15 protein-coding genes and 1 pseudogene are annotated in these 13,702 nt (G+C 42.4%); 4 read left to right on the top strand and 12 right to left on the bottom strand.

What is annotated here, in order from left to right; genetic code table 11:
- Positions 1–338 (bottom strand): annotated as a pseudogene (locus tag A5867_RS16500) (hypothetical protein); the annotation flags it as partial.
- An 870-nt stretch (positions 339–1,208) separates the two neighbouring features.
- On the opposite strand from A5867_RS16500, the gene A5867_RS16510 reads away from it, so the two are divergent.
- Positions 1,209–2,228 (top strand): hypothetical protein, encoded by a 1,020-nt coding sequence (locus A5867_RS16510; RefSeq protein WP_087628065.1) that lies wholly within the window; start codon positions 1,209–1,211, stop codon positions 2,226–2,228.
- Between the two features lie 100 nt (positions 2,229–2,328).
- On the opposite strand, the gene A5867_RS16515 is transcribed toward A5867_RS16510, so the two are convergent.
- Genes A5867_RS16515 through A5867_RS16525 form a run of 3 tightly spaced genes read right to left on the bottom strand, consistent with a single transcriptional unit; the run spans position 2,329 to position 3,931 of the window.
- Complete coding sequence (locus A5867_RS16515) at positions 2,329–2,628, bottom strand: hypothetical protein (protein ID WP_005227832.1); 300 nt, start codon at positions 2,626–2,628, stop codon at positions 2,329–2,331.
- On the bottom strand, positions 2,629–3,192 hold the full coding sequence (locus tag A5867_RS16520) for an isochorismatase family cysteine hydrolase (RefSeq protein WP_074934050.1): 564 nt from the start codon (positions 3,190–3,192) through the stop codon (positions 2,629–2,631).
- 43 nt (positions 3,193–3,235) lie between these two features.
- A complete protein-coding gene (locus tag A5867_RS16525) occupies positions 3,236–3,931 on the bottom strand; it encodes a 5'-methylthioadenosine/adenosylhomocysteine nucleosidase (protein WP_005227823.1) in 696 nt (231 codons plus the stop codon).
- Between the two features lie 151 nt (positions 3,932–4,082).
- On the opposite strand from A5867_RS16525, the gene A5867_RS16530 reads away from it, so the two are divergent.
- On the top strand, positions 4,083–4,685 hold the full coding sequence (locus tag A5867_RS16530; RefSeq protein ID WP_087628066.1) for a class I SAM-dependent methyltransferase: 603 nt from the start codon (positions 4,083–4,085) through the stop codon (positions 4,683–4,685).
- A 57-nt stretch (positions 4,686–4,742) separates the two neighbouring features.
- On the opposite strand, the gene macP is transcribed toward A5867_RS16530, so the two are convergent.
- Together macP and A5867_RS16540 are read right to left on the bottom strand one after the other, a co-directional pair.
- A complete protein-coding gene (gene macP, locus A5867_RS16535) occupies positions 4,743–5,039 on the bottom strand; it encodes a cell wall synthase accessory phosphoprotein MacP (protein WP_005227820.1) in 297 nt (98 codons plus the stop codon).
- The gene (locus A5867_RS16540; RefSeq protein WP_087628067.1) at positions 5,032–5,610 is read right to left on the bottom strand and encodes an NUDIX hydrolase; all 579 of its coding nucleotides are present in this window, start codon (positions 5,608–5,610) and stop codon (positions 5,032–5,034) included. The genes macP and A5867_RS16540 overlap by 8 nt, the downstream gene beginning before the upstream one ends.
- Positions 5,611–5,828: 218 nt before the next feature.
- Between A5867_RS16540 and A5867_RS16545 the strand changes: the two genes are divergently transcribed.
- Both A5867_RS16545 and A5867_RS16550 read left to right on the top strand, forming a co-directional pair.
- Entirely contained in the window at positions 5,829–6,470 is a 642-nt protein-coding gene (locus A5867_RS16545) for a 5-bromo-4-chloroindolyl phosphate hydrolysis family protein (RefSeq protein WP_010749055.1), read from the top strand.
- A 96-nt stretch (positions 6,471–6,566) separates the two neighbouring features.
- A complete protein-coding gene (locus A5867_RS16550; RefSeq protein ID WP_005227814.1) occupies positions 6,567–7,760 on the top strand; it encodes a toxic anion resistance protein in 1,194 nt (397 codons plus the stop codon).
- Between the two features lie 102 nt (positions 7,761–7,862).
- Here the strand turns inward: A5867_RS16550 and A5867_RS16555 are convergent, their stop codons facing one another.
- The 6 genes from A5867_RS16555 to A5867_RS16580 are packed head-to-tail and all read right to left on the bottom strand — an operon-like array spanning position 7,863 to position 13,512.
- Positions 7,863–8,780 carry a D-ribose ABC transporter substrate-binding protein gene (locus A5867_RS16555; protein ID WP_016609995.1) on the bottom strand — a complete coding sequence of 306 codons (918 nt, stop codon included), beginning with the start codon at positions 8,778–8,780 and terminating at the stop codon, positions 7,863–7,865.
- Positions 8,781–8,798: 18 nt separating this feature from the next.
- The gene (gene rbsC, locus A5867_RS16560; RefSeq protein WP_086337773.1) at positions 8,799–9,752 is read right to left on the bottom strand and encodes a ribose ABC transporter permease; all 954 of its coding nucleotides are present in this window, start codon (positions 9,750–9,752) and stop codon (positions 8,799–8,801) included.
- Between the two features lies 1 nt (position 9,753).
- Positions 9,754–11,238 (bottom strand): sugar ABC transporter ATP-binding protein, encoded by a 1,485-nt coding sequence (locus tag A5867_RS16565; protein WP_034857601.1) that lies wholly within the window; start codon positions 11,236–11,238, stop codon positions 9,754–9,756.
- A gap of 19 nt (positions 11,239–11,257) precedes the next feature.
- Positions 11,258–11,653, bottom strand: coding sequence for a D-ribose pyranase (gene rbsD, locus A5867_RS16570; protein WP_074934048.1), 396 nt, complete (start codon positions 11,651–11,653; stop codon positions 11,258–11,260).
- Positions 11,628–12,533, bottom strand: a complete 906-nt coding sequence (rbsK, locus tag A5867_RS16575) for a ribokinase (RefSeq protein WP_034857599.1) — start codon at positions 12,531–12,533, stop codon at positions 11,628–11,630. Before rbsK ends, rbsD begins: the two co-directional genes overlap by 26 nt.
- Positions 12,526–13,512, bottom strand: a complete 987-nt coding sequence (locus A5867_RS16580; protein ID WP_060792557.1) for a LacI family DNA-binding transcriptional regulator — start codon at positions 13,510–13,512, stop codon at positions 12,526–12,528. Before A5867_RS16580 ends, rbsK begins: the two co-directional genes overlap by 8 nt.
- Between the last annotated feature and the right edge of the window lie 190 nt (positions 13,513–13,702).

The raw sequence follows: 13,702 nt of genomic DNA on the forward strand, positions 1-13,702 counted from the left end.
GATAGTAAACCAATCAAGGGATCGGCAGTGAAAATCAAGATAAAAAAACCAACCAAGAAGAAGAAAACGTGCTCAATTCCAGCGATATGCTTTTTGTATTCAGGAACAAGCTCATGACGGTTCAAACTTAAAGTTGTCTCCCAAGCTAGCAAAAACACCATTGCGCTCACAGCCGACAACCCAATCCCACGAATATCTGATCTCCCACGAATTATAGGTCTAATTGGGGAGCTATGATATGTTTCAAATAATATTGCAGCCCCCATAATTATATGATCAATGATGGAATAGATTTTTCCTTTTCGCTTGTATAACGTCACTTGATCCGTTTTCCCCAATACAAAGCCCCCTATTCTATTCATAAATGAGTATATTTTTGAAAAAACTTTTCCTATGGCACTGAGGTATGGACGTAAACTCCGAAGACACTATTTGCGAAATAAAAAGTTTATGGACATGATCCACATATAGAAGAGTGCACCTCCTACTAGAAATAAAAAGCTGTATACATAAATATAGCCCATGTAGCATTTTCTTTTTTTGTAATAAAAGGCTTGATAGTAGTCAAAAGCGAATAAACACCGTATCAAAGCGAACAGTAACATACGTAGATTGAGAAAATACAATCGATCTAAGTGATACATAATCTGTTCCAAAGGTAGTTGGTTTCGAAAAAGCAAATGATTAATTAAGCTTTCTGATCTGAATAAAAGCAAAATAAAAGAGACGAGTAAACCGAGAAAAAAGCTGATTTCTATACTATGTTTTTTTTCTTTAGGAATGTTTTTATGCGCATTCAACAAATAGGTCTTATAAAGAGAGTAGGACATTAATACGCTAAATAAGCCACCTACCATATACTCGTTCGTCCCCGGAATATGTAAATACTTAGGAATCGTAAGCGGAAAAGAATGATATGCACTAAAACAAAGGGCTGAGGTGATCACTAGATAATCAATCAAAGCATACAATTTTCCTTTAGTTGTATCATCGTCGAATATCTTGAATTTTTTCACTTCCCTCCTCTTTTAGTAAGCAAGGTTATCTGCTTAGGGATACCTCCAAAAATTAAGACGAAATAACTAATCCTACATTTTTTAAACAAATTAATCAAATTTAAATAAAATAACTCATTTTTGTCTTTTTATATGATAAATTTAACTTGTATAACACGTGTTGTCAAACTTTAATTATGAGGAGGAATTGAAATGAAGCAAAAATATTCAGTTATATTGTTACTTGTCGTTTTACTGAGTGGTTTTTTCTCACCAATCACGGCATATACTGTCAGTGAGAGTGGCAATTTTGCAGATGTTCCTGATGACCATTACGAAAAAGCGAATCTATTGGTCGCCCTTGAAGAAGAGCTAGTAGAAATCGGTTTATCTTTGGAAATCTTTGCTAATACGAGTATCGATTTTGAAAATTTACAGTACCAGTCACTATTGCCAGCAGAGGAGCGTTCAGAAAGAAATTTACCAGCTGTTACGCCGGTCGTTCCTTTTGAGTTTCCTAAAGTCAAACAATTTGCCACTAGAATTTACGGGAACAATCCCACCAATGATCAACTTATGCACACATTTATGCTTTATTATTTTGATGTGCATGATTATGAGCGCAATGCTGGGCTGGTGGGTGACAGACTTCCCCTTCGTTACTACCCTGAGTATTACACCTTCAATGACACCAACGCTTACAATGCCTTTCTTAGAACCACTACGGGAGCCAAGTACTTGAATTTTGCGTTATCATCTTATAATGCGGTAACTAGTCTTAAAGATTATTTTTCAAATCTAGATATCTACAACCTTAAAAATCATGTCTCTAACGTAAAAAAATCCATTGCGGGATATAAGAACGCTGATGAATTGAAGTCTATTGCCGAGGACCTCTTTGAATATTTCACTGAAGAAAAATTTTCATTAGAATCCATAAACTCCCCAGAAAAATTCATGGAAGAAATTTCCAAGATGATCGATACACAAGAAACCATTGATCAAGCTTCGAAAAAGGCTATAAAAGGGATGTATGACACCGTTTTAGACTCTGTCTTTCTTTTACTCCTGGGTGCAAATCCAATTGGGATAGCGGGAATCGCTACCATGTATGTTACCGCTATGGCGACAATGTACGTATCTATTATTGATCTTGCTGCCATCAATACTTTAGCGGGTACGCGAAACAGCCGGCTAAACTTTAGACAGCTTAATAATTGGGGTATGTGGTAGCAAATAAAAATCAATTTGTTACATAACCCACCAATTAATATATAAAGAAGGAGCCTTCGAAAATCAATTGATTTTCGAAGGCTCCTTCTTCTATCGTTGTTTATTTCTGTAAAGCTTTTTTCATCATACTGATCACAGAATCAAATTGGGAATGCTCATTGACGACTTGATCGGCTTTTTGCCGATTGGGGCGGTCTTTTAGAAAGTCGAAGATTTGGTTTTCATTCTGGATGCCTAATTTAGCCATAAACTCATCCAAGTTCTGAAAATCCGTATACTTTTGTAAGAAGTCATTGTTCAACAACGCCTTTACATCAAGATCCCCTTTTTGATACGCTTGATAAAGGCTAGTCAGTTCACTGAAACTGAAATTTGCTTTTAATTGATCCATCCATCCCATTTATGCTTCCTCCTTTGCAGAAATGATTTTCGCGCCTAGGGTATTTTCAAAATGGCGTAGTGCCCATTCATGTCCGACCGCGTCAAAGCTGGCAACGGTATCTGCATCGATCACCAGTTGGTAGCCTAAATTATAGGCATCCACTGCTGTATGCAAGACACAGATGTCGGTACAAACGCCGGTCAGGTACAATTCCGTAATCCCTCTTTCCCGCAGACGGATGTCCAAGTCGGTACCGCTAAACGCGGAGTAATGACGCTTGTCGATCCAATAGACATTTGGCGCTTCCTGATAGTTTTCATAAAGCGGTGCTAGACGGCCGTAGAGATGTCGCCCCGCACTGCCCGCAAGATTGTGGGGTGGGAACAAGCGGTTTTCAGGATGATAGTTGTCTGTTTCCTCATGACGATCAATGGCAAAAACGACATACTCACCGGCTTCGATAAAGGCTTGCGTCCGAGCCACTAAGGCAGCTTCAATCGCTTGCCCAGCAGCACCCGTGGTCAATCGTCCCTCATCTGCAACAAAATCAAACGTATAATCAATGGATAGTAATGCTCTCATGCTTTCTTCCTCCTCTTACGAATCGGCTCCCCTGTTTTTTAAGTTACTTTAATGTTTCAACGAATGCCAACACCATTTCAGCGGAACGCTTGCCAGCTTCTAAGATAAACTCATCAAAAGAGACGGTTGCTGCGTGGTCGGCGGTGTCGCTGATCGCGCGCACGATCAAGAAAGGAATATTGAATTGCTGCGCGGTCTGTGCGATCGCGGCGCCTTCCATCTCACAAGCCAAGGCATCTGGAAAATGTCCTAAAATCTCCTGTACTTTTTGCGGGTCATGAATGAAGCTGTCACCGGTAACGATCAGTCCCTTTTTCACGGTATGATGAGTCGCTTCTGCGGCTTTCGTCATCTCACTGATCAAATAGCGGCTGGCTTCATAATACAAAGGCATCCCACCAGGCAGCTGGCCATATTCATAACCAAAGCCCGTCACATCGACATCAAAATAGGCCACTTTATCTGAGATCACTAAATCCCCTACTTGTAAACCGGCACCGATCCCACCAGCTGATCCAGTATTGATCACCATATTGACCCCGTATTGTTGGATCAATAAACTAGTGGTGATCGATGCCAGAACTTTGCCGATACCTGAACGAACGACGATCACTTCATGATTGCCGATACTTCCTGAAATAAATAGTGCGCCGCCGCGTTCCCAAGAAAGCGGTGAAATCAACTGTTCCCGCAACGCCTTGATTTCTTCCTCCATTGCACCAATAATACCAATTTTCATGTGTTTGCCTCCTACTTCTCGTTTATTTTTCATCCTTTAAAATGAAAAACAACAGAAATTCCCACGTATCTACTGACGTGTTTTTCTTCTTTCATGATAAACTAGTTTTGACGAAACGAACAGTTTTTTGTCATTATAAAAGGAGGCACTTATGTCTGAAATTTTCAACGCCATGGCAGCAAAATACGATACCCCTGAACGGATCGCGTTAGCACAATTAGTCACCCAAACCCTTGAACCTTATTTTAAAGACAACCAGCATCAAACTCTGATCGATATCGGCGGCGGTACCGGCCTAGTAAGTCTGCCCTTAGCAGCTTATGTCCAGCACTTAGCCATCTGGGATACTGCCCCTAACATGATCGAGGTTTCTGAAAAAAAAATCAACCAACTGCAGCTGGCCAATGCTTCTGCAACTGTCCACGATCTGCTGCAAGAATCCTTACAAGCAAAAGCAGACGCGGTGCTGCTATCTCTCGTCTTGCTGCATATTCCTGACACAGCCGCTATGATGGAAAAACTATACGACTTGCTACAGCCAGGAGGAACCTTTTATCTAGTGGATTTTCTCAAAAATCCCGCCGTGTCTCACCCGCTGGTTCATAATGGGTTCGATCCTGCCGCATTGACTCAACTGGCAGAGACGACTGGGTTTACTGCCACTTCCTTTACCGTTTTTCATGAAGCGGATCATTTGTTCATGAATCAGCCAGCTGCCATGTTTTTAGCTATTTTGAAAAAGCCGACCGAATAACAAAAAAGCCGCACTTGCAGAAGATGCAGGGGCGGCTTTTTCTTAGTACTAGATGAATCACAACAAAAAGATCGCTAAACCAACGACGACTAACAATAAAGTGACGATCACAATGGCTTTCATTAAAAAACGGTTCAGATCCCGAGATTTCTGGTTCTCACCGGCACGGGTCTTCGTGATTTCTTTGTTTTTCTTGCGCACTTTTCGGTAGTGGTTATCAATTTGTTTTTCTTTTTGTTTCCATTCTTTCTTGCTTTGCTTTTCTACGATTTGCTGATTGCGTTCAGCTGCCGCTTGTTCTTCTTCGCGTCTGCGTCGAAGCTCACTGCGGGTGATCAATGGTTCTTTAGGCAAGTCCGTTCCTCCGTTTCAATTCCAGCAACTCCCAAAAATGGATCGCAAACACGGTCTTCGCATCACAGATCGTTCCATCAGCGATAGCGGCTTGTGCTTGCTCTAAGGTCAATTCATAGACTTCCAGCACTTCATCTTCGTCTTGCGGTAAGGGATTTGTCACTTTTTCCAGCTCTTTGGCATAATAGACGTGCAAGAGCTCATTAGCAAAGCCTGGTGAAAGGTACATAGAAGAAACGTGCTCCAGCGTTTTTGCACGATAGCCAGTCTCTTCTTCTAATTCCCGGGCGCCAGTCAAATCTGGACGAGCACCTTCTCCTGGATCGATTTTTCCTGCTGGTATCTCTAAAATCACTCGCTCTAACGGTTTTCTGAATTGACGAACGAACAGCATTTTGTTCTCACTTGTCAAGGCGATCACGGCAACACCACCAGGGTGAAAGACTAGTTCGCGTTTACTGGTCCCGCCATTTGGCAAGGAGACATCATCAACGACCACATCAATGATCTTGCCATGGAAAATTTCATTCCGTTGGATCGTTTTTTCTTCAAAATCTTTAAATTCTAACATCTATCGACACCTAACTTTCCTCATACGTCTTATCTATCAAACACTTTAGCATAATTTAGAAAAAATATCTTCTTAAGAAATAGCAAGAAAGCTTATGAATTTACTAAAAATCGGAAAATCCACCCCAAGTCTGATATTTTTCTTTTAGTGAACATGCTAAAATAAAGATGTCGAATAACCCAATCTACTTGTCCAAGAGATTTTTAGGAGGAGGAAAAATGAAAAAAAACATCTGGCTGATCGTTGGTGCGATCGTCCTCATCAGTATTATTTTTAACGTAGTAGGCGATTCATTTGCGAGCCTATTATTAATCGTCGGTGCGATTTTAGTCTACGTCGGTATTAGAGGGCGTAAAGTTCCAGCAGCCGATCCACAAGTTTTGCCTTCTTTAACGAGAGAACGAGAAGCCCATTACTTGAAAAGCGGAATGACTGCTCGTGAGATCGAATTGTTCCGTGAAACGATGAATCAGACGAAACACCAAATCGATAAATACCAAAAAAATATCACTAGCAATAACAAGTTAAAAGCCATTGACTTGCGTCACGATGCCTTGCGTGCCTCAAAAGCTCTTTTCAAAGAACTCGTGAAAGAACCGACCAAACTGCCTTTGGCAAGTCATTTCCTTTATACACACTTGCCCAACATGGTCGATTTGACCGATAAGTTCATTGAAATCAATAGCCATGAGATCAAAAGTCGTGAGACCTATGATAAAATCGAGGAAAGCACCCAAATCATCGAGCAAATGGCTTCCTTGATCGCCAAAGACTACTCCCAATTTGTAGCAGACGATCTTGATGACATGGATGTTGAGTTATCCATTGCCAAACAAAGCATAAAACGAGATAATGAATAGGGATAGATTCTGATTGGCAACAAGAAAAGAATCTAAAAAAAATCTAGCCCAGGCTAGATTTTTTTCGAAAGCAGACAATTATTAGGAGGAGTTATTATGAGTGAAACACCAAATCAAGTAAAACCCGTAACGGATACGCTTGACGATTTATTGAACAACCCATTTTCAACCCCTGTCGACACGTTGACCACCACTCAACAAGCGGAAATCAGTCAGCTGAAAGAACAGCAAACGGCACCGCGTTTGATTGATAAATTACCGCCAGAGCGTCAAGCACAGGCCCAAGAATTAGCCAGCAAGATCGATGCGACCGACCAGCAAGCGGTCATCACCTATGGTGCAGCTGCCCAAACCAAACTTGGAGAGTTTTCCCAATCCATGTTGAACCATGTCCAAGCAGCTGATATCGGCCCTGTGGGCGACTCATTAACGGAGTTGATGTATCGCTTGCAAGAAGCCAATCCAGACGAACTGCGTGCAGGGGAAGGCAACTTATTCAAGCGAATGTTTGGTAAAGTAAAACAATCCATTTTTGAAATCACCGCTAAATACCAAAAAATCGGTGCCCAAATCGACAAGATCGCCGTCAAATTGGATAAAGAAAAAGACGGTTTGCTAAAAGACAACATGATGTTGGAACAGTTGTATCAAAAGAACAAAGATTACTTTGATGCATTGAACATCTACATTGCCGCTGGCGAGTTGAAGATGCAAGAATTGCAAACCAAAATCATTCCTGAAGCCATGAAAAAAGCAGAAGAAACGAATGATCAAATGGACGTACAGATCGCCAACGATTACACGCAATTTCTTGATCGTTTAGACAAACGGACTCATGACTTGCGCTTGGCACGTCAAATCACGATCCAACAGGCACCGCAAATTCGCCTGATCCAAAACACGAACCAAGCGTTAGCAGAAAAAATCCAAGCTTCTGTCAATACAGCGATCCCACTATGGAAAAACCAAGTGGTCATTGCCTTGACTTTATTGCGTCAAAAAGATGCAGTTACGGCACAACGCCAAGTTTCTGAGACCACCAATGATCTATTGAAGAAAAACTCAGAAATGTTGAAAGTTTCTGCTATTGAAACAGCGAAAGAAAACGAGCGCGGCATCGTCGATATCGAAACCTTGCAAAAAACACAAAACGACCTTGTGGAAACGATCCAAGAAACATTACGGATCCAAAAAGAAGGAAAAGAAAAACGTCGTGCTGCCGAAGTGGAATTGGGTCATCTAGAAGAAGACTTGAAAGACCGCTTATTGGATTTAACCAGCAACAAGTAAACGAAACGCCACACATGAAAGAAAGCCCCTCTTTGGTGACCTGAATGGTCAGCCAAAGAGGGGCTTTCGATGTTGAAAGTAGGAACTGCATTGAGCGTCTACCTATTTTTTCACCAACTCTAATGGTGAATCGATTTGTTCAGCGACTGTTTTTCCTTGGAAATGGTCAAACGCTGCCTGCAATGCAAGGCGGCCCATTTCTTCTGGTTTTTGAGCGATCGTTGCCGTCATTCTACCTTCTTCGATGGCTTTGAGTCCGTCTTCAGTACCGTCAAACCCGACAATCACTACGCCTTCTCGGTTTCCCATCGCTTCGGCTGCCCCTAAAGCCATTTCATCGTTTTGAGCAAAGACGCCTTGAATGTCATTGTTGGCTTGGAGGATATTTTCCATAACCGTTAATCCTTCTGCTCGATTGAAGTTTGCGGATTGCTTTTCAACAACATCCAGTTTGTCTTTGGCATAATCATCAAAGCCTTTTCCTCGCTCTCTGGTTGCAGAAGCGCCAGGGACGCCTTCAAGTTCTACCACTTTTGCGTTTTCCCCTAATTGTTCGAGAATAAATTCTGCTGCCATTTTTCCACCTTCTTCGTTATTGGAGGCAACCGTCGTCAAAAGCGTTCCTCCATCGCTACTACGGTCGATGGCAATAACTGGGATGTTGGCATTATTAGCGGCTTCAACAGCTGGGACGATAGCAGCAGAATCAACGGGATTGATCAAAAGCACATCCACGCCTTGTTGGATCAAATCATCAATATCATTGCTTTGCTTGGCAGTATCATCTTGGGCATCAACAAAGCGTACATCGGTGTCATTTTCCTCAGCCAATTGATTGATCCCCTCTTGCATGGAAACAAAAAATGGGTTATTGAGGGTGGAGATCGATACACCAACTGTCAATTCTGAAGCTGCTTTTTCCTCACTTTGTGTCTCACTACTGCCGCCGTTGTCCAATGTTGCCGCTCCACATCCAGAAAGTACCAATAAGCCTGCTGCCAATAAAAACATTTTTTTCATAATAGATCCTCCTATTTTTTATTTCCTTTTCCGATCCAGTAACACTGCAATTACGATCACGATCCCTTTAACGATTTGTTGATAAAAACTTGAGACACCCAATAGATTTAGACCATTGTTCAACGTACCAATGATCAATGCCCCGATCAACGTGCCAAAAATTCTGCCTCTTCCACCAGATAAGCTCGTACCACCTAAAACGACTGCTGCAATCGCATCCATCTCATAGGCTTGCCCTGCTGTTGGTTGCGCAGAATTCAGCCTAGAAGTGATGATCATGCCACTGATTGAAGCCATCAATCCAGAGATCGAATAAATGATCAGTTTTATCTTATCGATTTTCACCCCAGCAATAAAAGCGGCCTTTTCATTGCCACCGATGGCATAGGTTTTTCGTCCGAAGGCGGTGCGATGAAGCAACAAGAACAAAAGAAAGAACACGAGAAACATCAATACGACTGGAAAAGGAATCCCGAAAAGATACCCACGACCAATAAAGCTGAATAGAAAGCTGTCACCTAGTCCAGTGATTGGATTTCCATTGGTGTACACTAAGGTAGCGCCCCGATAGATCGTCATCGTTGCTAAGGTTGCGATAAACGGCGCCATTTTTCCTTTTGAAATCAGTAGTCCATTCAACGCACCAAGGATCGCTCCACTTAGTAACCCAATCAAAATAGCGACTAAAGGTGACACCCCATTGGCCATCATTCCTGCTGTCAAGGCACTGGAAAGTGCCAAGGTGGACCCTACAGACAAATCAATGCCCCCAGTCAAAATGACAAAGGTCATTCCAAATGCAATAAAGCCATTCGCTGCGACTTGCCGCAAAAGATTCAACAAATTACTGGGTGATAAAAAGCTTGGATTTAAGGCAGTGACAGCAGCCACTAGAGCAATCAAAGCGAGTAAAGGTCCCAATTTACTAATTGATTCCGAGAGTTGTTTTGTTTTCATACCACTTTTTTCCATATTAGTTTCCTCCTGTCGCATACGTCATGATCTTCTCTTGTGTGGCTTCTTGCCGAGAGAGTTCCCCTGATATTTTTCCTTCGTGTAAAACAATGATGCGATCGCTGACACCTAGCACTTCTGGTAGATCACTAGAAACCATCAAAATCGCAATACCACGTTCCGCTAACTCATTCATCAGCTGATAAATCTCTCGTTTGGCACCTACGTCTACTCCGCGTGTCGGTTCATCTAAAATCAATACTTTTGGTCCGACACCGATCCACTTCGCCAAAACCACTTTTTGCTGATTTCCACCAGAAAGCTCGCTGGCTAAATTCTGGGCACTCATCGTTTTGATGCGTAAGCGCTCGATCATTAACGCAACGAAACTGGCTTCAGTCTTGCTATCGACCATGCCTGTTTTGACAAAATTATCAATGCTGGGCAAACTGATATTATCGGTCAGGGAAAAGTCTAAGACCAAGCCTTCCGTTTTCCGATTTTCTGTTAGAAAGCCAAAGCCATTGGCGATTGCCTTTGAAGGCGAAGAGTTTTTCACTTCTTGCCCTTCGACGATTAAGGTACCGCTTTCAATTTCATCTAAACCAAATATTCCTCGCATGACTTCTGTGCGTCCAGCACCCATTAAACCTGAGAACCCAAGGATCTCACCTGCTCTGACTTGAAAATTGATGCCTTGGTAAACTTTAGAAGCTGCTGTTAAATTTTTTACTTCAAAAACGACTTCACCGATCTGCGCTTGTTTTTCTGGATAATAATCAGCTAACTCTCTACCGACCATTTTCTTCACGACCTCTTCCATCGTCGTATCCTCCGTCTTTTTCGTATCGATCGATAGACCATCCCGCATCACAGTGATCTTGTCACTTATTTTGAAAATCTCCTCCATTCGGTGAGAGATATAAACGATCGCTACGCCGTTTTCTTTCAAGCGACGAATGATTTGAAACAAATTATTAATTTCCTTATCCGACAAGGCAGCAGTCGGTTCATCCATGATCAACACCTTGGCATCAGTCATCAGCGCTTTCGTGATCTCGATCATTTGCTGTTGCCCGACTGAAAGTTCATCCACTTCTTTTTGAAGGGGGATCTGAATCCCTAACTGTTCAAAGACTGCCTGCGCTTTGCTTGCCATTTTCTTCGTATCTAGTAGCCCAAAGGTGGTTTTCAATTCCCGATTCAAGAACAAGTTATCCAACACAGTCATCTGTTCCCAGTTATTCATTTCTTGATGGATAAAGCTCACACCGGCTTGTTCGGCTTCCTTCGGATCGGCGTAGTTCGTTTCTTTGCCATCGATCAAAATCGTCCCTGCATCTTTGGCATGTAACCCAGTTAAAATGTTCATCAACGTTGACTTGCCTGCCCCATTTTCTCCCATTAGGGCATGGATTTCTCCAGGGTACAATGTTAGTGAGACATCTCTTAACACTTGATTCTTCCCAAAGGATTTCTCAATATTGCTCATCTCGACTTGCACATGATTTCCTCCTGTCTCTTTAGAAGATAACGGCTGCTTGTAAAATAATGTTTGAATAGGGTGTCGCTTCCCCTGTTCGAATAATGGCTTTGCTTTCCTTTGTTTCTTCTTTGAATGCCTCATGTGGAACAAAACGAATCGGAACATTCGGGAACGTTTTTTGAATCAATTGCCACTGCTCCGCATTCTCCGTTTTTATTTCCTCTGCTAAAACGATCGCCTCGACTGCCATCTCTTGTTGCATTACTAATAACACCTCTTCAAAACTCGGACTACCTAGTTTTAATGCCAGATCGATTTTTTTCACCCCTGTGGGTACTGGCAACCCCAAGTCCCCGATCGTAAGCTGATCGGTGTGGCCTAAATCCGCCAATAATTTGTCGATCTCACTATTTAATGCCCCATGCTTCTTCATACAATGGACTCTCCTTCATTTCCTTTAATGTAGGCATTCCGCCTTGAGCACCATATCCTTTGACGGAGATTGCTGCTGCTAAGTTGGCAAAGGCAATGGCGTTTTCTAAGGGAACACCTGCTAAAATCCCTACTGCTAATGCACCATTGAAGGTATCACCAGCTCCCGTAGTATCGACCGCAGCAACTGGAAAGGCAGGAACTAAGACCTCGGACTTCCCATTATGGAAAATCGCTCCTTTGGCACCTAGGGTAACGATCAATCGATTAGGGTAGGCTGCTAAAACGTCAGCAAGCTTTTGATTGGGGAAAAGTAACTTAAACTCATGTTCATTAGGGGTCAGATACCCCACCTTAGATAACATACGCGGATTGAGCTTTCTCGCAGGTGCTGGATTATATAAAACAGGGATTTTTGCTTCCCAACACCAGTCGATGATGGCTTCATTGGCTTCTTGGGGAATCTCGTTTTGCAAAATCACTAAATCAGCCTCTGTGATGTTTCCTTTTATTTCGGAAAAGCGAGCTAAATCAAGCGCATTATTGGCGCCAGGTATGACAATGATGCTATTGTCATTTTCATGCAAAATGATATGCGCGGCACCAGATGGAAAATGTGTAACGGGTTCCACATTCTCCGTAGAAACGCCGTTCACGTTTAAGTTTTCGACGATTTCATTTCCGAAGCGATCGGTTCCTACATGGCCTAGCATTGCTACTTCTGCGCCTAAACGGCTAGCGGCGATGGCTTGGTTTGCTCCTTTGCCGCCAAAATTCGTGTCAAATTTTTCCCCAAAAACCGTTTCTCCTTGATTGGGTTTCACCTTCGTAGTGACTACAAAATCTGTTGCCATACTACCAATGACGATGATCTTATTCAATTGGCGTTCCTCCATTTCTTACTGTCTCTCTTTCTTCTAAATGAACAGGAAGGATGATTTTTTTCTGTTCAATAAATTGATCGTTGATCAATGCAAAGAGCATTTCTGCTCCTTTGTAACCTACTTGATAAGCAGGCTGATGGATCGTCGTCAAGCGTGGCACCACCAATTTACTGATGGGAATATCGTCATAGCCGATCACTTGAAGTTGTTCTGGGATCTTTACGCCATGATGATAAGCCTCTTGCATGATGGCAATCGCATGGGTATCACTTGGGGCAATCACACTATCGACAGTGGGATGTTCTAAAAAAACTTGTTTCGCTGTCAAGGTCGCATCCTCTAAGAGAAAGGATGTGGATTTCACTAGTGCATAAGGAACTTGTGCTTTTTTCAATGTGTATTCAACACTCAATAAACGATCCCGAGCACGGGTGACAGATTCAGGCCCAGCAATCACGACTACCTTTTTGGGGTCACCTTTTAAGATCGCTTCAGCAGCAAGTTCGCCGCCTTGAAGGTCATCCGAATAAACCCCATATTCGACATCTTGATCGATCCGATCCAAGACGACCGTCGGAATATTGCTTTGGGTACGATTTTTATTTTCGACAGCGGAAAGAATCCCCGCCACATTGTTTTGCTCAAACGCACGTAAATATTCATTGGCTTTCTCATTGTCTTCTTGAATGTTGCCAAGGATGACTTGATAGCCTTTTTTTTGTAGAAAGTCTTCGACGCCTTTGGCTACTAGCGGAAAAAACGGGTTGGATATATCAGGAAGTAGCAAACCAATCAATTTTGACTTTTTCTGATACAGCGAACGTGCGACTTCATTGGGGGAATAATTCAATTCATTGATCGCCTGATGGATTTTCTCACGGGCTTTTTCGCTCACATAGCCAGTCCCATTCATGGCTCTTGAAACTGTCGCCACGGAAAGTCCAGCTAAATTGGCGACATCTTTAATTGTTGGCATGTTGCTCCCCTCCTGTGTAACCGATTACACACATATCATAGCCGAACTTTGTGAAAATTGCAAGGAGAAATAAAAAAACTTTTTCCCCTTGGTGTCCCCTTCTCCTAAAAAATGCGTTTTGCTGCATAAATAGCCGCATTTCGAGAAAGCGAGACTTTCTCGAAATGCGGCAAAAGATTTGATGAGCGCA

This window comes from Enterococcus sp. 6D12_DIV0197, assembly GCF_002174385.1.
Classification (GTDB): domain Bacteria; phylum Bacillota; class Bacilli; order Lactobacillales; family Enterococcaceae; genus Enterococcus_D; species Enterococcus_D casseliflavus.

Coding starts and splice junctions, on each gene's coding strand:
- A5867_RS16510 (WP_087628065.1), top strand. CDS start 1,209: ATGAAGCAAAAATATTCAGTTATATTGTTACTTGTCGTTTTACTGAGT.
- A5867_RS16515 (WP_005227832.1), bottom strand. CDS start 2,628: ATGGGATGGATGGATCAATTAAAAGCAAATTTCAGTTTCAGTGAACTG.
- A5867_RS16520 (WP_074934050.1), bottom strand. CDS start 3,192: ATGAGAGCATTACTATCCATTGATTATACGTTTGATTTTGTTGCAGAT.
- A5867_RS16525 (WP_005227823.1), bottom strand. CDS start 3,931: ATGAAAATTGGTATTATTGGTGCAATGGAGGAAGAAATCAAGGCGTTG.
- A5867_RS16530 (WP_087628066.1), top strand. CDS start 4,083: ATGTCTGAAATTTTCAACGCCATGGCAGCAAAATACGATACCCCTGAA.
- A5867_RS16540 (WP_087628067.1), bottom strand. CDS start 5,610: ATGTTAGAATTTAAAGATTTTGAAGAAAAAACGATCCAACGGAATGAA.
- A5867_RS16545 (WP_010749055.1), top strand. CDS start 5,829: ATGAAAAAAAACATCTGGCTGATCGTTGGTGCGATCGTCCTCATCAGT.
- A5867_RS16550 (WP_005227814.1), top strand. CDS start 6,567: ATGAGTGAAACACCAAATCAAGTAAAACCCGTAACGGATACGCTTGAC.
- A5867_RS16555 (WP_016609995.1), bottom strand. CDS start 8,780: ATGAAAAAAATGTTTTTATTGGCAGCAGGCTTATTGGTACTTTCTGGA.
- rbsC (WP_086337773.1), bottom strand. CDS start 9,752: ATGGAAAAAAGTGGTATGAAAACAAAACAACTCTCGGAATCAATTAGT.
- rbsD (WP_074934048.1), bottom strand. CDS start 11,653: ATGAAGAAGCATGGGGCATTAAATAGTGAGATCGACAAATTATTGGCG.
- A5867_RS16580 (WP_060792557.1), bottom strand. CDS start 13,512: ATGCCAACAATTAAAGATGTCGCCAATTTAGCTGGACTTTCCGTGGCG.